Genomic DNA, 20,571 nt, shown 5'->3' with positions numbered 1-20,571 from the left:
GGAAGGCACTGAGGACATGGATTTCACGCTCATCGGCCAGAGTCTGGTCAGCGGTCTCGGCATCGGCTGCGTCTATGGGCTGATCGGGATCGGTTTCTGCGTGATCTACAACGCCAGCGGCATCGTGAACTTCGCGCAAGGCGCCTTCGTGATGCTGGGCGGCATGATCACCCACGCGCTGTTCGTGCGCGTGGAGCTGCCCTACGGGCTGGCGATCCTGCTGGCCGTGCTGATCGTCGCACTGATCGGCGTCGTCCTCGAACGGGTGGTCGTCCGCCCCTTGTGGACACGCAACGCGCCGATGTTCGTGATGATCCTGGCGACGCTGGCCGCGCAGATCGTCATCGAGCGGCTGACCTATCTGGCGGCCGACGACCAGCCCAAGACGCTGCCGGTCTTCACCGACGTGCCGCCGATCATGCTGCGCGGCATCGCGGTCAACATCCAGTCGCTGTGGATCATCACCGGGTCGCTCGCCATCGTCGCGCTCCTCGCGCTGTTCTTCAAGACGACGCGGACCGGCAAGGCGATGCGCGCCTGCGCCATCAACCGCGAGGCGGCGGCGCTCCAGGGCATCCCCGTGCATTCGATGCTGGCGCTGGCCTTCGCGCTCAGCGCCGGGCTGGGGGCGGTCGCCGGGATCATGCTGACGCCGACGCAATACACCGCCTACGACGTCGGCGTGCCCTTCGCGATTTCCGGCTTCATCGCCGCCATTATCGGCGGTTTCGGCCGGCCGTTCGGCGCCTTCCTCGGCGGGTTGATGCTCGGCGTCGTCCAGGCGACCGCCATCCTCTATTTCGGCGCCGGGCTGAAGACCGTCATCGCCCTGTCGATCCTGCTCCTGTTCCTGTTCGTCCGCCCGTCCGGACTTCTGGGAGCGGCCAAGTAGTGGGTTCACAGTTTGGAACTGCTCATCACGACGCGCAATCGGGACCGACAAGAAACGCATCGTCTTGGTGAGGGTGACCAACCATGAGACCAGGGGGCCAACTGCAAAAGATCGGACGCAACGTGTCGCTGATTTCGACAACGTGCAGGCGCTGATGGGAAGGATCCGGAAATGGCAACGCGACATCTCGACCAGCGGCTGCGGCTGAGCCTTCTGCGGGCCGTTGAAGCCATCGATGCCAACAGGAGCCTGATGGGAGCGTCGGCGGCCGTCGGCATCAGCCAGCCGTCGCTGACCAAGAGCCTGCACGTCGCGGAGGAGATCCTGCAGGTGCAGCTCTTCGAACGTCACAGCCGGGGCGTGACCCCCTCCGAGGCCGGCACAGCGGTGGCCGGCACGGCACGGCGGATACTCGCGGAATTGCGACAGCTTGACGTCGAGCTCACTCGGCTGATGACGTCGGAAAGCTGCGTGCTTTCGCTGGGTGTGCTGCCAGTGGCAGCCGCCGGCGTTCTGCCCGGCGTGATATCCCGGCTGGCGCGCCAGCATCCCCGGATCAAAGTGCGGCTCGAACAGGGGCTGACCGACGATCTGCTGCCTCTGCTTGCCACAGGGGAGATTGAATTGGTCGTTGGGCGGCTGTACGAACCGGACGCCGAGGATCGGTTCGTGCGGGAGCCGCTCTGGAGCGAGCCATTTTCCTTCCTTGCCCGCTCCAACCATCCGCTGTTGCGCGGTGGCAGGATCGATCTCGAACAGCTGCGCGGTTGTGACCTGCTCATCCCTTCCGTCGCGCAGCGGCTCGGGCGTGAAACGGAACAGTGGCTTTCCTTGCTGGGCCTGGACGCTGCGGTGGCCCTCCGCTCAGGCTCCTTCGAATTCATCCGCGAGATGCTTCATGAATCGGACAGTCTTTCGGTCGTGCCACGCCTGCTGATGGTCGGCGATCTGCTCCGTGGCACGCTGCAGACCGTGCCGCTGCAGTTCACCAGCCCATCCCGCCCAGCCGGGATAATCACCATAGCCGGCCGCAATCTCGGTCCAAGCGCCCAAGCCTTCATACATTGCCTGCGAACCTACATCGCGGAAATCGGATCGCGGGGCGTGTAGGGTTCTGCTGCAGCGCTTGCGCCGGGGCGGCGATCAGGAAACAGCCAGCCTCTTATGGCGGCTCGGATGAGATGGTGAAGCGCGGCGGGAGGTGCCCGTTCAAGGGGCGGCAGTCCATGGCGGCGGTGATCCTGTGGGCGGTCCACTGCTACCGTGATCTCCATCGGATACTGGCCGACCGCTGCGTGATGGTCGATCATAAGAGGTTCTTCCGCTCTATCCAAGCCTGCACGCTGAAGCTGGACAAGCGCTTGCCCTCCAGCCATGGAACAGTGCGTGGGGGTGGATGTGTCGTAGGCCCAGACATCCATCTGTGTGGTCGATGGAGCCGGGAAGAGGTTGTGGCAGGGCAAGCGCCCCACGGTGCCGGATATGATCGCCACGACACCGCGTGCCAAGGACCCGTAGATCACAGCAAGAGACGCGGTCCACAGATCGCCCCAACCCGGTCGAGGGTATAGCCATTGGCTATGTCCGCTCTAAAAATACGATAAGACGCCCCCCGGCGTTTTGATTACAAAAAAGAAGGGGGCGCTGAATGTTGGCTGGCCGTCGAATAGAGGTACAAAGGTCGTCGGCCGATGGATTCGCCGTGATCTGCGGCCGAAGTTAATAATCACAAGGCCTTCAGGTGCCGTGGATTGGCCCGGCACGGCACCGATGCCATTGAGGACGTCCTCTGCTCCCCCTGCATCCTCGCCACCGGCAACGGCAGGAAGGTCGTGCACCGATCGAAGCAACGGCCCGCCAGCCGAGGCGATCGTCCGAATAACCGCCGCTGCCCCGATCCGGCGCCCTACCGAGCGCGCGCCGGGTGCGGAGCCGATCAACACCGAAGTATCCTGGAGTGAATGGGATGGAATCCGAAATTTCTTCCGTCTTGTCTTGGCATCGGTTCTGGACAATGGAATGCCAGTATTGGTTCGACGTCGATACCAACAGGGGTGAAACCGCCCACGAATTCTACACGGAAGACGGCGTCTTCGACATAGGGACACCCGGCAGCCGGTATGAAGGCAGAGAGCGGATTAAAGGGTTTTATGATCGCAGACGATCGCTGGGCAGACGCACAACGATCCATAGCATCACGAATTTCGAAATGCTCCACGTATCCGACCGGGACGCCAGCGCACGTTGTCTGATGAGCCTGATCGGCGCGGACGGTCATCCTCCCCAACAGTCCCAGCCAGCGATCCTGATCGCCAGCAGCGTCAATTCCTATGTCAAGGGAACCGACGGCCGGTGGTATGTGCAGGCCCGCATCTTCGAGGCCCTGTTCACGGATCCCGCCGGCCTGCCGATGTCGCGCATCAATTCGGCGCTGTCCGCCCCCTCGTCCTGATCGCAGGCCGTACCGCCAGAACACGCAGCCGACGACCGGGGCGATGATGAGCGGTCCTCAGACCGGCCGGGCCATGTTCTCAGGCCGTGGCGGCACGGCCGGGAATCCATCGTCAGGCATTCACACGGGCACTGACATCGGCGTTCACGACCATCCCATACCAAGACACCATTCCGATACGCGCAACGACGGCGGGGGCGGACTCGCCTTCTGGTCCGCCTGACGGAAAATAGGGGAGGCCAATGACGACATCATTTCGCAAGCGGCTTGCGCAAGGTGAGGATGTGTTCGGCATCTTCGCCAAGACCGCGTCGCATCAGACGGTGGAGGTGCTGGGCCGCAGCGGCCTGGATTTCATCGTGATCGATGCCGAGCATGCGCCGTTCAGCCGCAGCGACCTCGACCTATGCATCCTGGCAGCGATAGCGACGGGCCTGCCGGCGCTCGTAAGGATTCCGGAGATAAGCGAGGCGGCGATCCTCACGGCCCTCGACCTGGGTGCGGCTGGCGTGATGGTCCCGCACGTGCAGAACGCGGGGCAGGCGGCCCGCGCGGTGTCCGCAGCCAAATATGCGGGCAGGCGGGGCTTCTCGAATTCGCCCCGGGCCGGCGATTACGGACTCCGACCGATCGCACCGCATGCCAAGGAGTCCGACGCCTCCGTTGCGGTCATCGCGATGATCGAGGATATGGCCGGCATCGACAACATCCCGGAGATAGCCGCCGTCGACGGCATCGACGCCCTGTTCATAGGCCGGGTCGATCTTACCATCGCCTTGGGACGGTACGACGTCGGGCACCCGGACGTCGAAGCGGCCGTGCAAAGGATTTTTGCCGCGGCCCCGCAACTCGGGAAGCCGCTCGGCGCGCTTGCGGACTCTCCCGCGCTGTGTCCGCCGCTGCATGAAAACGGTGTCCGGATGTTCCTGCTCGGCACCGACCAAGGGCTTCTCAGGGGGGCGGTCTCGAACACCGTCTCGCAGGCCAAGGCGGCTCTGCCATGAGGCGGCGGATGACGGCGGGGGGGACCATCCGGGCGCCTCGGCCGCAGGGTGCCGCGGTGCATGACAGGGGGCTCGTCCGGCCGCTTCGATCGCCGGCCCGATCCGATCCGGCGGCCTCTCTTCCGATCACTCTCACCCCAATCAACACCAACCCAGTCAAGGAGAACCAGCAGTGACGGCGACGTCCACCACGGCCCGTCCGGGCCTGCTGGGCCGGGCGCAGACGACGCTCGGCCCGTCCATCAACGTCGCCGAACGCGGCCTGGTCGCCGTCGCGGCCGCGGCCGCGGGAGTTCTGCTGCTCACCGTGGCGGTCCTGCTGTTGACCGGCGCCGTCAGCAGGTTCGCATTCAATGCGCCCATCGTCTGGATTGACGAACTCGTCTCCACCTTCTTCCTCTGGCTGGCGATGCTGGGCGCCGTCATCGCCTACCAGCGGGCTGAGCACATGCGGATGGCGGCTGTCGCGATGGCGTTGCGCGGCCGGCTGCGGGATTTCGTGGACGCCCTGTCGCTCGCGGCAACCGTGGCCCTGCTGGTTTTCCTGCTGCCCCCGGCCTGCGAGTATGCCCTGGACGAATGGGACATAACGACCTCCACCCTTGCGTTGTCCGGTGCGTGGCGCGCGGCAGCGCTGCCGGTCGGGCTGGGTTTGATGCTGATCCTCGGCGTGCTGCACTGCGTTCGTTTCCGGGACGTGGCCATCCTGACGCTCGCCGGGTTGTTCTGCGCGGCGGTGGCCTTGACGCTCCATTGGTTTTCGCCGGAGCTGATCGCGCTCGGCAATTACCGGCTGCTGATCTTCTTCGTCGCGCTGACCGGGATATGCATAGCCGCAGGCTTGCCGATCGCCTTCTGTTTTCTGATCAGCACGTTCCTGTTTCTTGCCTGCACGACGACGGTTCCGCTGACTGTGGTGACCAGTCGCCTGAACGAGGGCATGTCGCACGTCGTGCTGCTGGCTGTGCCGCTGTTCATCTGGCTGGGCAGCTTGGTCGAGGTGACCGGCATGGCGAAGGCGATGGTCAATTTCCTGGCGACATTGGTCGGGCATTGGCGTGGCGGTCTCAACTACGTCCTGATGGCGGCAATGTATCTCGTGTCCGGCATCTCCGGCGCGAAGGCAGCCGACATGGCGGCCGTGGCGCCGCCGCTCTTTCCGGAGATGAGGGCGCGCGGCGCCGATCCGGGCGATCTCGTCGCGTTGCTCGCCGCCACTGGCGCACAGACCGAAACGATTCCGCCCAGCATCGTGCTGATCACGATCGGTTCGGTCACGGGCGTCTCGATCGCCGGGCTGTTCGCCGGCGGCATTCTGCCGTCGTTGGTCATGGGGTTGTTCCTGGGGGTGGTGGTCTGGTGGCGCAGCCGCCGGGCCGGCACGGCAAGCGGTGGCGCCCGCGCCAGTTGGAGCGACAGTGCGCGCTGCCTGTTGGTCGCCGTGCCCGCGCTTCTGCTTCCGTTCGTAATCCGCACTGCGGTGGTTGAGGGGGCTGCGACGGCGACCGAGGTGTCGACGCTGGGCGTGTTCTATGCCATTGCCTATCTGCTGCTGGCCCGTGTCGCGTTCGGCCGTCCCATCGACTGGCGGGCGATCGTGACGGGCATCGTCAACACGGTCAGCCTCAGCGGCGCCATCCTGTTGATCGTCGGCGCGGCCTCCGCGATGGCGTGGTCGCTGACCCAATCGGGGTTCGCGCGTCAGCTCACCATGCTGATGCATCAGGCGCCGGGCGGCGCGTACGGGTTCCTCCTCGTCTCGATCCTGATATTCGTCATCCTCGGATCGGTCCTGGAAGGTCTGCCGGCGATTGTCCTGATGGCCCCGATCACCTATCCAATTGCCCGGTCCTTCGCGATCGACGACATCCACTATTCGATCGTCCTGGTGCTGGCGATGGGGATCGGGCTGTTCATCCCGCCCTTCGGCGTCGGCTACTACACCGCCTGTGCGATCGGCAAAGTCGATACCGGAGCCGCCCTGCGGCCGATCATCGGTTACATGGTCGCGCTGGTGGCCGGACTGATGCTGATCGCCTTCGTCCCAGCCTTCACCACCAGCCTTCTTCCTTGAGCTGGATGTAGCACCGCATAAGCGGCGCGCCGGCCCACCAGCCCTTGGATTCCGTTCGTCGCGGACCGTCGAAGTCCCAAGGATCGGAATGAACGGGATCGGCATGTGGCAGCGAACGGCGCCATCGACCAGGAAACGGACAGATAGGAGAACGACAATGACCCACATCACGCGCAGGAAATTCGCCGCCTTGGCGGCCGGTGCGCTGGCTGCGCCGGCTGCCTTGGTCACGAAGCCGGCCAGAGCCGCCGAGTTCACGTTCAAGGTCGGGCATGAGTTTCTGGAGGACAATCCGGTCCACATCCAGTTGACAGAGGCGGCCAAGCGGATCGCCGCCCGCAGCGCGGGCCGCATCGACATCCAAATCTTCCCCAGCAGCCAACTAGGGGGCGGCACGGACCTGCTGAGCCAGACGCGATCCGGTGCGCTGGAGTTCACGCTTCAGTCCTCGGTTGTCATCTCCGGCCTTGTCCCCGTGGCAGGCATCACGGGCGTCGGCTATGCCTTCCCCGACTACGATCACGTCTGGACCGCCATGGACGGCCGACTTGGGGCCCACATCCGCGGAGCGGTCGCCAAGGCGGGACTGCGCGTGATGGACCGGATGTGGGATCTGGGCTTCCGGAACGTCGCAAACAACGTACGGCCGGTGAATTCGGTTGCGGACATGGCCGGCCTGAAGGTGCGGGTTGCACCGGGAGCCCTATTCATTTCCCTGTTCAAGGGACTAGGCGGCGCACCGGTCACGCTCAACTTCAACGAAGTCTACCCGTCGCTGCAGACCAGAATCGTGGATGGGACCGAAAATCCTTTGCAGGTCTTCCAGTTGTTCAAGCTCTATGAAGTGCTGAAATACGCCTCTCTCACCCGGCATCTCTGGGACGGTCAATGGATGCTCGGCAACCCGCGTGCCCTCGATCGGCTGCCGCAGGATCTGCAGGCGCTCGTGACGGATGAGTTCAACGACGCGGCATTGCGCCAGCGCGCGGACAACCGGCGGATTGACGGGAGCGCGCGGGAGCAACTCACGGCGAAGGGCATGCAGATCAACGACGTGGACATCGAACCATTCAAGAGCAAATTGATTCAGGCCGGCTTCTACCGCGAATGGAAGAACCGTTTCGATCCAGCGGCATGGGCCATGCTAGAGGAGGTGGTCGGGCCGATCGGCTGAGGAGACGGGCGGGATGCCGACCGGCTTGCGGCATCTTCGCCTCGACGCTCACGGGTGCTTGTCCCATCGGAGGGCGCCCTTTTTCAGAAAGTGGATCGGTGCGGCGTTCGGGTTTGTGGACCGACCGCTACCCTGACAGGCAGATCTTCGTGAACAGCGGACCCGGCGGGACATCGCCGCCGATTCCAGATCGCAGCGATGGTAAGGGAAAAACGGCACCGTCAACTTGTTGATCACTCATTTGCCGGGGCCGGCCGTGCGGGGTATGGGACGGCATGACGACGCGCCCCGATCCCCACTACGCCGGCTCCCGCTATCCAGCCGCGATCATCACGACAGCGGTGTGGCTGTACTTCCGGTTTCCGCTCAGCCTGCGGATGGTCGAAGAGCTGCTCGCGGCGTGGGGGATCACGGTGAGCCACGAAACGGTCCGCCAGTGGGCCCGGAAGTTCGGCTCTGAGATCGCCACCCGGTTGCGCCGCCGGGCGCCAAGGCGGGGCGACAAATGGCACCTCGACGAGGTCGTCCTGACCATCGGCGGCCGCAAACATTACCTCTGGCGGGCGGTCGATCAGGATGGCTTCGTTCTCGACGTGCTGGTTCAGAGCCGGCGCGACACCAAGGCGGCCAAACGCTTGCTGCGCAAGCTGCTGAAAAAACAGGGCTGGGCGCCGCGCGTGCTGATCACCGACAAGCTGAAGTCCGACGCCGCCGCAAAGCGGGAACTGCGGATGGGCGGGGAGTACCGCCAGCACAAGGGGCTGTACAACCGGGCGGAGAATTCTCACCAACCCACCCGGCAGCGCGAACGGCAGCGAAAGCGCTTCAAAGACCCCGCCCAGGTCCAGCGTTTCCTGTCCATCCACGATCCGATTGCCACCCTCTTCCACATTCGTCGCGACCACCGCCCCTGTAAAGGCCGGATGAAGTTTGGTCCATCCGCATTTCCGGTGCAGGCCGGATGCAGATGGGAAGTGGAATGAGCACATAAAGGGAAACATTTCCTGCATGAGCACCCGCTTCCTTGTCCAAATCGCTGCTTTCCTTGCTGCCGGCCGGGCTTGTCGTTGATCAGGTCACGGTCGACGCCGATCGTGTCGTGGTGGCGGCCCATGTGCGTGCTGTCACGGCCACCTGCCCGCTGTGCCGCCGACCATCGCGCCGCGTCCACAGTCGTTACAATCGCCGCCTGGGCGATCTGCCCTGGCAGGGCCGTATGGGTGAACTGTGTCTGCAAGTCCGCCGATTCCGGTGTCCGGCTGCGGACTGACCGCGCCGTGTCTTCGCCGAACGCCTGCCCGTGGTCGCGGCGCCGCGGGTCCGGCGTACCCGCCGGCTTGCCGAGGCGCAACGCACCATCGCCTTGAGCGCGGGCGGCGATCCCGGCGCCCGGCTGGCCACCCGCCTTGCGATGCCGGTCAGTGGCGACACGCTGCTGCGCCTGATCCGGGCGGAGCCGATGACGCCGATCCCGATGCCGCGCGTCATCGGCATCGACGACTGGGCGTGGCGCCGCGGCAAACGCTACGGCACCATCGTCGTCGACCTCGAACGCCGTCGCCCGATCGACCTGCTGTCCGACCGCCAGGCCGACACCGTCGCCGCGTGGCTGAAGGCGCATCCCGGCGTCGAGATCGTTGCCCGCGATCGTGCGGGCGCCTATGCCGACGGCATCCGCCGAGGCACACCGACCGCCGTTCAGGTCGCCGACCGCTGGCACCTCCTGCACAATCTCACCGATGCGCTGCGTGAGGGTCTCACCGGCCATCATCGGGATCTGCGGGCGGCGGCCAAGCTGGCCGTCGCTCCCGTCGACGGGACCGGACAAGAGGCGCCCGCGCCGCAGCCCGATGAGGGTGGCAAATCATCGACCCGTCGCGAGCAGAGGAGCGCCGCCATCCAGGCCGCCCGCCATGCCCGTTTCGAGGAGGTTGCCGCGCTGGACGCTCGCGGCTGGTCGCAAACCCGCATCGCCCAGGCGCTCAGCCTCGACCGCAAGACGGTGCGGGTGTGGCTACGGTCCGGGCAGCCACCACCCTGGCGACAACCGGCCAAGGGCAGTCGGCTCGATCCGTTCCTCGACCATCTGCGGTGGCGCTGGGACGAAGGCTGCCACAACGCTGCACGGCTCTGGCGGGAGATCACCCTCAAATGGGTCGACTGGTTCAACAACCGGCGCCTCCTCGAACCCATCGGCAACATTCCTCCCGCCGAGGCCGAAGCGCGCTACTATGCCCAAACCGAGGGCGTCGCCATGGCGGCGTGAATTGTCGCTGAGCACGACGTCCGCCCGAGGCGGCGCGACCACACCGCTTCGGGCGGACGTCGTGCATGGTGGCGTAGACAGCGCTCCGGTCGTAGGCGCCATCACCGGTGAACGCGGCCACCTCTTTCCGCAGCTCTTTGACGTGCAGCGTGGGTGTCCCGGCCAGCGACAGTGCACGAATACACCGGTCCATACCGGTCATGAGATCCCGATATAACCGAAAGTCGCCCGCTTGACCCGAGCCATGAGCGCTTCGCAGTCCTCCTCCCCACTCATCCCTGCTCCGTCGATCATTCCCTTTATGATCGCGATGAGGTCCCTGGCAGCCACTGCGGGGTCAGGCTGAGGCGGCATATCGTGGCGACCAAGTATCTGCCGGGCAACGCTGGTAATTTGATGCCCCACCATCTGTGTTACGGGATCGAGGGGAAGGCGGGCTTCCTCGAAGTCGAGCAGACGTGCGAGACGCGGGCGTCGGAACTGATGACCGATGCACGCGGCAACCATGGCCAACAAAGCATCCTTTCCGGTCTGTTGGATCAGGGCAGCCTCCGCTTCCTGTAGGAGAAGCGAGGTCTCGCGAACGAGCAGCGCGCCGATGAGCGCGTCCTTGCCTGGAAAATACTGATAAAGGGATCCCACGCTGACGCCCGCACGCTTGGCGACCGCGTTCGTGGAGAACCCGCCATGCCCTTCCTGTTCCAGAATGCGAGCGGCCGCCTCGATGATGGCGCTCACGGTCTCATGCGAGCGCGCCTGTTTCGGGCTTTTCCTAGGGCTTGGCCGATCAGAGTTCGGTTTTGTCATCACCGTGAAACGCGAGTTGCGAAAAGTGAGCGATAGCTCATATCATATCTAGGTTACAACACAATACAAGGACCCAAACAATGACACAGCAGTCGTCATTCGAACCGATGTTTACGGTTTTCTTTCTAGTCAAGACATCTCCGGAGTGGCTTGCTTTTTCCTTCGATGAGCGGCTGAAGCATGCTCGGGGCACGTTCCAACCCATTCTTGAGCAATTCACAGGCCGTGTCCGGCTGAACTGGTATGACACGGAATTCTACACCGCCACGATCACGGACGTCTGGATGCTGGAGGCCCAGGATCATCATAGCTATCAGCTCTTCTGCGAGAAGCTCCGCGAAACTCCCTTCTGGGATCGCTATTTCCTGATCAAGGAAATTTTCGTTGGGGAGCGTAATGCCTGGGCCAAGAATTACGACGTGGAAGCTTTGGCTTCTTGAGCATCGCATCGTGATTTTGATGCATGGAGGCAGCAATGAAGCAGGTTTGGCGGTTGCAAGCCGTTCTGTAGAAGGACCTCTTCGCTTCCTTCCCAGCATGTTGCATCGAGGAGAAAAGGGTCGGATATTGCTCCAGTCCCACCCTTGATCAGACGAGGCGGACGAAGCTCGGGCGGAGTCCATCAATGCACCGAGTTTTGCGCCAACGCCTCATGCCGAAGAACAGCCGGTTCGGCTGGGTCCCGTTTGCCGTCCGACCGACCAGCGTGACCGACCACGACCCTCAGCGAGTTCTGTCTGTCGGCGGCAGGTCGGTGCAACGACCCTCAGCGGCTTCGGCGGCCAGACCGATGGTCTCTCCCAATGTCGGATGGGGGTGGATTGTATGGCCGATGTCTGCGGCGTCCGCCCCCATCTCAATGGCGAGACACAGCTCGCCGATCATGTCTCCCGCATTGGGACCGACGATCGCACCGCCGATCACCCGCCCGCTTTCGCGGTCGAACAGCAGCTTGGTCATCCCGAAGGCGGCGCCGTTGGCGATGGCTCGCCCGGAGGCCGACCAGGGGAATTTCGCGACGGACACCGACCGCAGGCTTTCCTGCGCCTGGGCCTCGCTGACGCCAACCCAGGCGATCTCGGGATCGGTGTACGCAACCCCCGGAATCACCGTGGCGTCGAACGCAGACGGGTGACCGGCCGCCACCTCCGCCGCGATATGGCCCTCATGCACCGCCTTGTGGGCCAGCATGGGCTCGCCGGCGGCATCGCCGATGGCGAAGATCCGGGGGTTGGAGCTGCGCATCCGGCGGTCGACGGTGATGAAGCCGCGGGGGTCGGTTGCAACGCCAGCCTTCTCCAGCCCCAGAGCCAAGCCGTTTGGACGGCGGCCCGCCGCCTGGAGCACGAGATCGTAAGTGCGTGGCTCATCCTGTCCGGAGAGCCGGACGGAAACGCCCGCCGGTCCCGCATCGGCGCTTTCGACCGAGCAGCCGAGGAAAATCCGGCCCAGACGTGGGGCGTTCTCCTTCCCCCAAATCCCGACCAGATCGCGATCAATGCCCGGCAAGAGGGAGTCCGCCCGCTCCACGATGTCCACACAGGACCCGAGAGCGGCATAGACGGTGGCCATTTCCAAGCCGATGATGCCGCCGCCGATCACCAGCAGGCGCTCGGGCACGAGCGGCAACTCCAGAGCACCGGTGGAATCGACGATTCGTGGATCGGTGGGCAGGGCCGAAAGATGGACGGGCGCGGACCCGACGGCGACAATGCACTGGGAAAAACCGACGCTTTGCTCGCGACCGTCCGCCAGCGCGACGCTCAACCGATGCGCGTCCACGAAGCGCGCCTCTCCTGTGATCACGCTGACGCGCCGCTGACGCGCCATATGCTGCAGCCCGGCGGTCAGCCGGTTCACCGTCGCGTCCTTGAAGGCGCGCAGACGCTCAAGGTCGATCTCGGCAGGCCCGAACCTCAAGCCGGCGACCGACAACCGTTCCGCTTCCGTCTTCATCGCAGCCACATGGAGCAACGCCTTGGACGGGATGCATCCGACATTCAGGCAGACCCCGCCGAGCTTGGCCTCGCGCTCGATCAGCACGACGTCCAGACCCAGATCGGCGGCCCGGAACGCGGCGGAATAGCCGCCGGGTCCACCGCCGATCACCACAAGCGGCTCGACGGGGGATTGGTCCACCGGGCTTCCGCTCCGCGTGTCCGCCTCGGCAGGGCTGCCGGCCGGCGGCGCGGCCGAGGTCCGCTCCCGGCTGGGCTTTATGGTCGCGATCGTGGTGCCCTGGGAGACACGCGTTCCCGGGCCGACCAGCACGCTGTCGATGCACCCAGCCACCGGGGAGGGGACATCCAGCGTCGCCTTGTCGGACTCGAGCACCAGCAACGTTTGGTCGACCGTGACTTCGTCGCCGGGCTTGACGAGGATCTCCATCACCGGAACGTTGGCGAAATCGCCGATGTCGGGGATGCGAATTTCCATGATCATCGTGCAGGCCCTCACAAGGCAAAGCGGCGCAGATCGCCCAGGGTCTGCGCGACGTGGCGGAGGAAGCGCGCCGCGGCGACGCCGTCGACGACACGGTGATCCCAGGACAGGCTGATCGGCAGGATCAGGCGGGGATGGAAGGCCTGCCCGGCCCAGACCGCCTGCATCGAGGCTCGCCCGGCTCCCAGAATGCCCACCTCGGGTGCGTTGATGATCGGCGTGAACCCATCGCCGCCGATGCCGCCAAGGGAGGAGACGGTGAAGCATCCTCCCTGCATGTCGCTCCCGGCCAGCCTGCCCTCACGAGCCTTGTCAGCCAAGCGGCGCATCTCGGCGGCGATCTCGACCAGCCCCTTGCGGTCGCAGTCTCGGATCACAGGAACCATCAGACCGTGCGGTGTGTCGACGGCGAAGCCGACATGCACATAGTCCTTCAGCACCAGCTCATCGCCGTCCAGGGCCGTGTTGAAGCGCGGGAAGGCGCGCAGCGCCAGCGCCGCGGCCTTGATCAGGAAGGCGACCATGGTCAACCTGAGCGGCGGTTCGCGGACCTCCGCGTTGACGTCGAGCCGGAACGCCTCGGCATCGGTCACATCGGCCCGGTCGAAATTGGTGACGTGGGGAATGACAAGGGCGTTGCGCGTCAGGTTGGCCCCGGACATCTTCTGGATGCGTGACAGAGGCTCACGACGAACCGGGCCGAACCGGGCGTAATCAATGGCGGGCCACGGCGGCAGGCTAGCCGGCTGTCCGGCCTGTGGTGCCGGAGCCGCCATCGCCCGCTTGACATGCGCGGCCAAATCCTCGCGCAGAATGCGGCCTTTGGGTCCCGTCGGGGCAATCGCGGACAGTTCGACCCCCAGCTCCCGCGCCATGGCACGGACCGACGGCGTCGCGTGACCCGCGGTCAGCGTCGGGGCAGCGGTTGACGCGGCGGTGTCGTCGGGCGGCTCCGATGCGCGGATCGCCAAGCTCGGGGCCACGGACGCCGCCCCGGCGGGCAGGCTGCCGGGGCGAGGCTGGGGTGACCCGGCAGGACTGAACGCAGAGGCGTCATCGACCCGCAACCTCATCAACAGCACACCTTGGTTGACCCTTGAACCGAGTTCAATCGTCACCTCGTCGATGGTGCCGGTCGCAGGCGAGGGAACCTCCATCGTGGCTTTGTCGGACTCGATTGTGATCAGCGGAGAGTCGACGGTGACGCGATCCCCCGCTTTGGCATGAAGCTCAATGACTGGGACGTCCTTGTAATCGCCGATATCGGGCAAGCAGACGTCAATGATCGTGGTCATGCTGTGCTCCGGTCACACGGTCCAAGGGGCGGAAGACTGCGGGTCGAGGCGGTAGCGGCCAATTGCCTCGGCCACCGCCGTGCGCGGGAGAGTGCCCCGGTCGGCCAGGGTGGACAGCGCGGCCACCACGATGCTGTGGCGATCGACCTCGAAGAACATCCGCAGCGCCGCGCGGGTGTCGCTGCGGCCGAAGCCGTCGGTCCCCAAGGCGGTGAAAGGGGCCGTCAGATACGACACGATCAGCTGGGGCCAGGCGCGGACGTAATCCGAGGCGGCGACGATCGGAACATCGCCGGCAAGGCAGTCGGCCAAGTGGCTGCGGATGGGCTCGTTCAGTGGATTGAGGCGGTTCCTCCGCTCCGCGTCGCGCGCCTCACGCGCCAGCTCGGAGAAACTGGTGGCCGACCACAAGGTACTCGTCACGCCCCAGTCCTCGGCCAGCATGTCGGCGGCCGCAACCACCTCGGGGAAGATCGCGCCCGACCCGATCAGCCGCACCTCCCCAACCGGATCGCCGGCGACCCGTTTGTCGAACTGATAGAGGCCCTTCACGATCCCTTCTGCCGCTCCCGCCGGCATCGAGGGCTGGGCGTAGTTCTCGTTCATTGCGGCCAGATAGTGGAATTCGTCGTGCTGCTCCTCCAGCATGCGGCGCATGCCGTAATCCAGGATCACGGCCACTTCATAGGCGAAGGCGGGATCCCAGCCCCGGCAGTTCGGGACCGTGGCTGCGGTGAGCAAGCTGGAGCCGTCCTGATGCTGGAGCCCCTCGCCACCGAGCGTCGTCCGTCCGGCCGTCGCGCCGATGAGGAAGCCTCGGGAGCGCTGGTCCGCGGCGGCCCAGATGAGGTCTCCCACACGCTGGAAGCCGAACATTGAGTAGTAGATGTAGACCGGCAGCAGGGCGACGCCATGCGTGCTGTAGGAGGTTGCAGCCGCGGTCCAGGAGGAGAGCGCGCCCGCCTCCGTGATCCCTTCCTCCAAGATCTGACCGTCTTTGGCTTCCTTGTAGAACAGCATCGATCCCGCATCCTCAGGTTCGTAAAGCTGGCCTTGCGGGGCGTAGATGCCGATTTGCCGGAACAGGTTCGCCATGCCGAAGGTGCGGGCCTCGTCGGCAACGATCGGAACGATGCGCGGACCGAGGGTCGGGTCCTTCAGCACCGTGCCGAGCATGCGCACCACGGCCATGGTGGTGGACATCTCCTTGCCGGCGGCGTTCAAGGCAAAGTCGGCGTAGGAGGACAGGGAGGGAACCGGAAGGGCTGGGGCCGTGCGCCGGCGCGCCGGCAGGCTGCCGCCGAGGGGCGCCCGGCGCGCGCGCAGATAGCTCAGCTCGGCGCTGGTTTCGCCGGGACGATAGAAGTCGAGGCGCTCCACCTGCTCATTCGTCAGCGGCAGCGCAAACCGGTCCCGGAACGCATACAGCGCATCGACATCCAGTTTCTTGGCCTGGTGGGCGGTCATGCGGGACTCGCCGGCCCCGCCCATTCCATACCCCTTCTTGGTCTTGGCGAGAATGACCGTCGGCTTCCCCTTGGTCGCCTTGGCTGCGGCGAAGGCGGCGTAAAGCTTGCGAAGATCGTGCCCGCCGCGTTTGAGGGCATTGATCTCCGCATCCGACATGTGGGCGACCAGCCGCTGAACCTCCGGGTCCTCGCTGAAGAAATGCGCGAGGTTGTAGGCGCCGTCCTTGGCCCCGAGGGTTTGATATTTGCCGTCAACAGTGGCAGCGAAGCGGCGCAGCAGGGAGTGGTTGGTGTCGCGAGCGAACAGGCTGTCCCATTCCGATCCCCACAAAACTTTGATGACGTTCCACCCGGCTCCCAGGAAGAGTCGCTCAAGCTCCTGGATGATTTGCCCGTTGCCACGCACCGGTCCATCCAGGCGCTGCAAATTGCAGTTGATCACGAAGGTGAGGTTGTCAAGCTGCTCGCGGGCGGCCAGAGTGAGGCCGGCGATGGATTCCGGTTCGTCCATTTCGCCGTCTCCAAACACGCCCCACACATGGCGCCCATCGGTCGGCAGCAGACTGCGGTCGCGCAGATACCGCATGAAGCGAGCTTGGTAGACCGCGCTCAGCGGACCGATGCCCATCGACCCGGTGGGGACTTGCCAGAAGTCCGGCATCAGCCAGGGGTGGGGGTAGGAGCACAGGCCGGGAGCCCCGATCTCCTGCCGGTATCGCTTGAGCTGGCCTTCGCTGAGACGGCCCTCGAGAAAGGCGCGTGCATAGACGCCGGGTGCGGAATGAGGCTGGAAATAGACGATGTCGCCGTCCTGTTCATCGGTCGGCGCTCGGAAGAAGTGATTGAAGCCGACTTCAAAGATCTCGGCGGCGGACGCGTAGCTGGCGATGTGCCCACCCAACTCGCCATAGGCCCGGTTCGCCCGCACCACCATCGCCAGAGCGTTCCAGCGTATGATGGCGGTGATCCGTTCCTCCATCTCCAGATCGCCGGGATAGGACGGCTGGGCATCCACCGGAATGGTGTTCCGGTAAGGGGAATAGGATGGGGTGTCCAAAACGATGCCGAGTTGCTTGGCGTGGACGTCGAGGGCCGACAGCAGGAACCGGGTCCGCTCCAGACCGCTCGCGCGCGCCAGACTTTCCAGCGCGCTCAGCCAATCGGCGGTCTCGAGATGGTCAATGTCATTGAGGTTGTGGGACGAGGGGGACGGGGTGTTCATGAGCCAGCACACTGATTGGGTGGGGAATTGGGCGATCGGGGCGAATAGGCTCCGGCTCGGCGTGCGGTGTCCTCAGTGATCCAAGACTTGGCTGAGGAAGAGGCGCGTGCGCTTCGATTTCGAGAGGAACGAGTCCGGCGTGTCCTGCTCCACGATCTCGCCGCGGCCTATGAAGATGATGCGGTCGGCGACTGACTTGGCGAAGCCCATCTTGTGCGTCACCAACAGCATGGTCATGCCGTCCTCGGCCAAGCCGATCATGACGTCCAGCACCTCTTTAAACATTTCGGGGTCAAGTGCCGAAGTGGGTTCCTTGAATCGCATCACCCTTCGGGCTCATGCACAGCGACCGCGTAATGGCGACACGCTGCTACTGGCCGCCCGACAGCTGGCCCGGATACTTCTTGGCCTGCTCGGCAATGCGTGCCCGATTCAGGTAGCTCATCGCCCGCTCTTCCGCTTCCGCCTTCGGCAGCTTGCGGACACAGATTGGAGCGAGTGTGCAGTTGTCCAGCACGGTCATGTGCGGGAACAGGTTGAAGTGCTGGAACACCATACCGACTTCCCGCCGGACCAGTTTGATGTTTTTCAGATTGTCGGTAAGCTCAATGCCGTGGACGACGATGGTGGGTCAGTGCCTCTCCGGGATGCGGCCGGCGTGCTGACGCCGGCTGCGCAGTCCGCCGTATCGGCCGTCGCGTCAGCGGCTGAAGCTGTCGGTCTGATAGGTGGTGTGCTCGGCGTAATCGGGGCGAAGCGGTGTCCAGACATCCATGTTCAGAGCCGGACCATCCTCCTCGCGGGGCCCGTCGGCCCAGTGGATCACGTTCGGCGGAATGCGGACGACCGTGCCGGCCGGACAGTCAAAGCTCTGGTCGCCCACATGCAGCGTGACCCGTCCCTTCAGGATCATAAAGATCTGCTCGTAGGGATGGCTGTGCGGCGCGGTGGTCATGCCTGGATGGAGCGTGGTTTGTCCAATCAGCACATCGTCGCCACGGAACACCTTTTGAACGACACCGGACCGAAGTTCGCGTTCTGGAATCGTGTCCCAATTGTATTGCGGAACGTGATTGGTCATCAAAGGTCCCCTCTCTGAAGGTTTTTTCGATTTCAACCCTCTTTCTTTAGTCGAAATACACCGAGACTGTCTCATCGTTTCTCGGGATTGCTCATAGCTACAGGCTATAGGCTGTATAAGCTGCCAATGGATTCGCATGACTGCTGGGTGAACCGCACCGGGTTTGTCGGAGGCCGGTTTGGTTGAGTCACGCCGCGATGGCGACGTCCTCGGTTTGAGCATAGTAGCGTGCTTCGGCCTCGGCGGGCGGAATGTTGCCGATGGGTTCAAGCAGGCGCCGGTGATTGAACCAGTCCACCCATTCCAGGGTGGCGAACTCGACGGCCTCCAGGGTGCGCCATGGCCCACGGCGCCGGATCACCTCGGTCTTGTAGAGGCCGTTAATGGTCTCGGCCAAGGCGTTGTCGTAGGAATCACCGACGCTGCCCACGGAGGGTTCGACGCCGGCTTCGGTGAGGCGCTCGGTGTACCGGATAGCAACGTATTGCGACCCGCGGTCGGAGTGGTGGATGAGGCCGCTGCCCTTGACCGGCCGGCGCTCGTGGAGCGCCTGCTCCAGGGCATCCAGCACGAAGCCGGCATGGGCGGTGCGCGACACCCGCCAGCCGACGATCCGGCGGGCGAACGTGTCGATGACGAAGGCCACGTAGACGAAGCCCTGCCACGTCGCAACATACGTGAAATCCGCGACCCACAAGGCATTCGGGCGGGGTGCCTGGAACTGGCGGTTCACCCGGTCAGCGGGGCACGGCGCCGCCCGGTCGCTGATCGTGGTGCGCACGGCCTTGCCGCGCGTCGCCCCCTTCAGGTCCATCTGACGCATCAGCCGAGCCACCGTGCAGCGCGCCACGTCGATGCCGTCCCGCCGCACCTGCCGCCACACTTTCCGTACCCCATAGACCTGGAAGTTCGCATCCCAGACCCGTCGGATAGCAATACTCAGCTCCGCGTCGTTTCGCGAGCGGGCCGGCGCCTTGGACGGATCGGCCCGCCGAGCGGCATGGGCGCGGTAGGTGGACGGGGCGATCGGCAACACTCGGCAGATCGGCTCGACCCCGTGAACGGCGCGGTGCGCGTCGATGAAGGCGATCATTTCCGGAACGGGCGGTCGAGCTCCGCCTGAGCGAAATACGCCGATGCCTTGCGCAGGATCTCGTTGGCTTGGCGCAGTTCGCGGTTCTCGCGCTCCAGCGCCTTGATCCGCTCCTGTTCGTCCGTCGTCGGGCCGGGCCGCTTGCCCTGGTCCCGTTCGGTCTGCCGGACCCAGCCGCGCAGCGTCTCCGCCGTGCAGCCGATCTTCGCCGCAATCGAGCTGATCGCCGCCCATTGCGAGGCGTGCTCGCCCTGGTGCTCGAACACCATCCGAACCGCGCGCTCACGGACTTCAGGGGCGTATTTGGGTGATGCCTGTTTCGTCATGAGGACCCCAGTTTCTCAAGAAGTGGGGCCTCCGACAATCCCGGCGCGGTTCAGACCGTGTCGCTGGTCCTGGCTTGGCAGCTCGTCACGGCGCCCTTCACCACCCTGTTCGCCGGCCTGCGCACGAGCAACCGGGCCGGCCGCAAGACGGACCGCGACCAGGCGCAGTTCACGGCCATGATCCGGCTTCTCCTGGAGGTCTGGCCGGGCGAGATGCTGGCGATGCCGCTGATCGGTCGGGCTCTGTCGGTCGGGTGGCCGTCGCAGGACACGGTCGCCACGCGCACGGCCCAGACCCTCGCCAAGCCCTGGAGCAACCATCCCAGCTACGCGGAGCGGCTGGCCGAGGCGCATTGGAATCACATGGCTTGGGCCAGAGTGCTGCTGGCCGATCCGCCTCCGATAACGAGGAACTGCCACGTTTCCCGCTTTCCGTTGGTCGGCCCCTTCCATTACCGACCCGTGGCGGCCAACACCCAGGCCGCGTCGCGGATCGGCACCGCGCGGCAGGCGACATGGGACAAGCGGAACCTCGTCCTTGGCAAGCGACCGGGCCTGCCGCGTCCCGAGAAGGTGATGCGGCAAGCCCGATGGCGCTCCATGTCGCCCTCAAGCCGGCCAGCCCCTTGCCTGACGATCAGCCCGCACATCGTGGATGCCGTCCGGCAGGTTCTGGAGGCGCATGGGCCATTGCCGAAGAAGCTCCGCGCTCGTGAGCGCCGTGCCCTCATGCGCAAGCTTTCGGCGGCAGCCGCCAAGCTTCTGACCCTGCAGGCTGAAAGTGGCTCAAGCATAGGCCACGCGACCATGGAATGGCCATCCCAGCACGGAGGCGAACCGTCCAGTTCTTCCCTCAGGATCAGCTCTCCCGAGGGAAGCCCATGATCAAGACGGCACTCAACGGGATGGAAGCTGCGTGCCGGACCGGTTATTCGACGATCGAAGGGGCGGTTGACCGCCACGGCCCCCGGTTC

The 20,571-nt window shown here is 64.9% G+C and carries 15 protein-coding genes, 2 pseudogenes and 1 other annotated feature; of the genes and pseudogenes, 10 read left to right on the top strand and 7 right to left on the bottom strand.

Annotation, left to right across the window (positions count from 1 at the left end):
• The first annotated feature begins 16 nt into the window (after positions 1-16).
• The 8 genes and pseudogenes from EJ913_RS28140 to EJ913_RS28105 form a co-directional block, all read left to right on the top strand.
• Positions 17-892: a branched-chain amino acid ABC transporter permease gene (locus EJ913_RS28140; protein ID WP_127004211.1), complete on the top strand. Its 876-nt coding sequence runs from the start codon at positions 17-19 to the stop codon at positions 890-892.
• A gap of 171 nt (positions 893-1,063) precedes the next feature.
• Complete coding sequence (locus EJ913_RS28135) at positions 1,064-2,002, top strand: LysR substrate-binding domain-containing protein (RefSeq protein ID WP_127004209.1); 939 nt, start codon at positions 1,064-1,066, stop codon at positions 2,000-2,002.
• Positions 2,003-2,858: 856 nt separating this feature from the next.
• A complete protein-coding gene (locus EJ913_RS28130; protein ID WP_127004207.1) occupies positions 2,859-3,344 on the top strand; it encodes a nuclear transport factor 2 family protein in 486 nt (161 codons plus the stop codon).
• 242 nt (positions 3,345-3,586) lie between these two features.
• Complete coding sequence (locus tag EJ913_RS28125) at positions 3,587-4,348, top strand: HpcH/HpaI aldolase family protein (RefSeq protein WP_127004205.1); 762 nt, start codon at positions 3,587-3,589, stop codon at positions 4,346-4,348.
• Positions 4,349-4,520: 172 nt separating this feature from the next.
• Positions 4,521-6,422, top strand: coding sequence for a TRAP transporter large permease (locus EJ913_RS28120; protein ID WP_244939526.1), 1,902 nt, complete (start codon positions 4,521-4,523; stop codon positions 6,420-6,422).
• Positions 6,423-6,579: 157 nt separating this feature from the next.
• Positions 6,580-7,596, top strand: coding sequence for a TRAP transporter substrate-binding protein (locus EJ913_RS28115; protein ID WP_127004203.1), 1,017 nt, complete (start codon positions 6,580-6,582; stop codon positions 7,594-7,596).
• Positions 7,597-7,871: 275 nt separating this feature from the next.
• The gene (locus EJ913_RS28110; protein ID WP_211099058.1) at positions 7,872-8,579 is read left to right on the top strand and encodes an IS6 family transposase; all 708 of its coding nucleotides are present in this window, start codon (positions 7,872-7,874) and stop codon (positions 8,577-8,579) included.
• Between the two features lie 41 nt (positions 8,580-8,620).
• Positions 8,621-9,739: pseudogene (locus EJ913_RS28105) on the top strand (ISL3 family transposase); the annotation flags it as partial.
• A gap of 321 nt (positions 9,740-10,060) precedes the next feature.
• On the opposite strand, the gene EJ913_RS28100 reads toward EJ913_RS28105, so the two are convergent.
• Positions 10,061-10,600 (bottom strand): TetR/AcrR family transcriptional regulator, encoded by a 540-nt coding sequence (locus EJ913_RS28100; RefSeq protein ID WP_244939525.1) that lies wholly within the window; start codon positions 10,598-10,600, stop codon positions 10,061-10,063.
• A gap of 149 nt (positions 10,601-10,749) precedes the next feature.
• Here EJ913_RS28100 and EJ913_RS28095 point away from each other — a divergent pair, with 149 nt between their 5' ends.
• Entirely contained in the window at positions 10,750-11,109 is a 360-nt protein-coding gene (locus tag EJ913_RS28095; protein ID WP_127004199.1) for a darcynin family protein, read from the top strand.
• A 283-nt stretch (positions 11,110-11,392) separates the two neighbouring features.
• Here EJ913_RS28095 and lpdA read toward each other — a convergent pair whose 3' ends face one another.
• From lpdA to EJ913_RS28065, 6 genes and pseudogenes are all read right to left on the bottom strand, one after another.
• Entirely contained in the window at positions 11,393-13,111 is a 1,719-nt protein-coding gene (lpdA, locus tag EJ913_RS28090; protein WP_127004197.1) for a dihydrolipoyl dehydrogenase, read from the bottom strand.
• A gap of 11 nt (positions 13,112-13,122) precedes the next feature.
• Complete coding sequence (locus EJ913_RS28085) at positions 13,123-14,406, bottom strand: 2-oxo acid dehydrogenase subunit E2 (protein WP_127004195.1); 1,284 nt, start codon at positions 14,404-14,406, stop codon at positions 13,123-13,125.
• A 12-nt stretch (positions 14,407-14,418) separates the two neighbouring features.
• The gene (mdeB, locus tag EJ913_RS28080; RefSeq protein ID WP_127004193.1) at positions 14,419-17,097 is read right to left on the bottom strand and encodes an alpha-ketoglutarate dehydrogenase; all 2,679 of its coding nucleotides are present in this window, start codon (positions 17,095-17,097) and stop codon (positions 14,419-14,421) included.
• 72 nt (positions 17,098-17,169) lie between these two features.
• Positions 17,170-17,722 (bottom strand): annotated as a pseudogene (locus tag EJ913_RS28075) (amino acid ABC transporter ATP-binding protein); the annotation flags it as partial.
• A gap of 75 nt (positions 17,723-17,797) precedes the next feature.
• Complete coding sequence (locus EJ913_RS31945) at positions 17,798-18,178, bottom strand: cupin domain-containing protein (RefSeq protein ID WP_185909975.1); 381 nt, start codon at positions 18,176-18,178, stop codon at positions 17,798-17,800.
• Between the two features lie 187 nt (positions 18,179-18,365).
• A protein-coding gene (locus EJ913_RS28065; RefSeq protein ID WP_127004189.1) for an IS3 family transposase occupies positions 18,366-19,597 on the bottom strand; the annotation gives its coding sequence in 2 pieces (ribosomal slippage) (positions 18,366-19,300 and positions 19,300-19,597; 1,233 coding nt in all).
• Positions 19,197-19,313 (bottom strand) — a sequence feature (AL1L pseudoknot). Its footprint overlaps the gene before it by 117 nt.
• 57 nt (positions 19,598-19,654) lie before the next feature.
• On the opposite strand from EJ913_RS28065, the gene EJ913_RS28060 reads away from it, so the two are divergent.
• On the top strand, positions 19,655-20,482 hold the full coding sequence (locus EJ913_RS28060) for a hypothetical protein (protein WP_127004187.1): 828 nt from the start codon (positions 19,655-19,657) through the stop codon (positions 20,480-20,482).
• Positions 20,483-20,571: the final 89 nt, after the last annotated feature.

This window comes from Azospirillum doebereinerae (assembly GCF_003989665.1).
GTDB classification, from domain to species: domain Bacteria; phylum Pseudomonadota; class Alphaproteobacteria; order Azospirillales; family Azospirillaceae; genus Azospirillum; species Azospirillum doebereinerae.
The sequence above is the reverse complement of the archived record's forward strand: the minus strand, read 5'-3'. Positions and strand labels throughout refer to the sequence as shown.

What these genes read in the sequence shown, in the direction of transcription:
- EJ913_RS28140 (WP_127004211.1), top strand. Translation starts at nt 17, where the DNA reads ATGGATTTCACGCTCATCGGCCAGAGTCTGGTCAGCGGTCTCGGCATC.
- EJ913_RS28135 (WP_127004209.1), top strand. Translation starts at nt 1,064, where the DNA reads ATGGCAACGCGACATCTCGACCAGCGGCTGCGGCTGAGCCTTCTGCGG.
- EJ913_RS28130 (WP_127004207.1), top strand. Translation starts at nt 2,859, where the DNA reads ATGGAATCCGAAATTTCTTCCGTCTTGTCTTGGCATCGGTTCTGGACA.
- EJ913_RS28125 (WP_127004205.1), top strand. Translation starts at nt 3,587, where the DNA reads ATGACGACATCATTTCGCAAGCGGCTTGCGCAAGGTGAGGATGTGTTC.
- EJ913_RS28115 (WP_127004203.1), top strand. Translation starts at nt 6,580, where the DNA reads ATGACCCACATCACGCGCAGGAAATTCGCCGCCTTGGCGGCCGGTGCG.
- EJ913_RS28110 (WP_211099058.1), top strand. Translation starts at nt 7,872, where the DNA reads ATGACGACGCGCCCCGATCCCCACTACGCCGGCTCCCGCTATCCAGCC.
- EJ913_RS28095 (WP_127004199.1), top strand. Translation starts at nt 10,750, where the DNA reads ATGACACAGCAGTCGTCATTCGAACCGATGTTTACGGTTTTCTTTCTA.
- lpdA (WP_127004197.1), bottom strand. Translation starts at nt 13,111, where the DNA reads ATGATCATGGAAATTCGCATCCCCGACATCGGCGATTTCGCCAACGTT.
- EJ913_RS28085 (WP_127004195.1), bottom strand. Translation starts at nt 14,406, where the DNA reads ATGACCACGATCATTGACGTCTGCTTGCCCGATATCGGCGATTACAAG.
- mdeB (WP_127004193.1), bottom strand. Translation starts at nt 17,097, where the DNA reads ATGAACACCCCGTCCCCCTCGTCCCACAACCTCAATGACATTGACCAT.
- EJ913_RS31945 (WP_185909975.1), bottom strand. Translation starts at nt 18,178, where the DNA reads ATGACCAATCACGTTCCGCAATACAATTGGGACACGATTCCAGAACGC.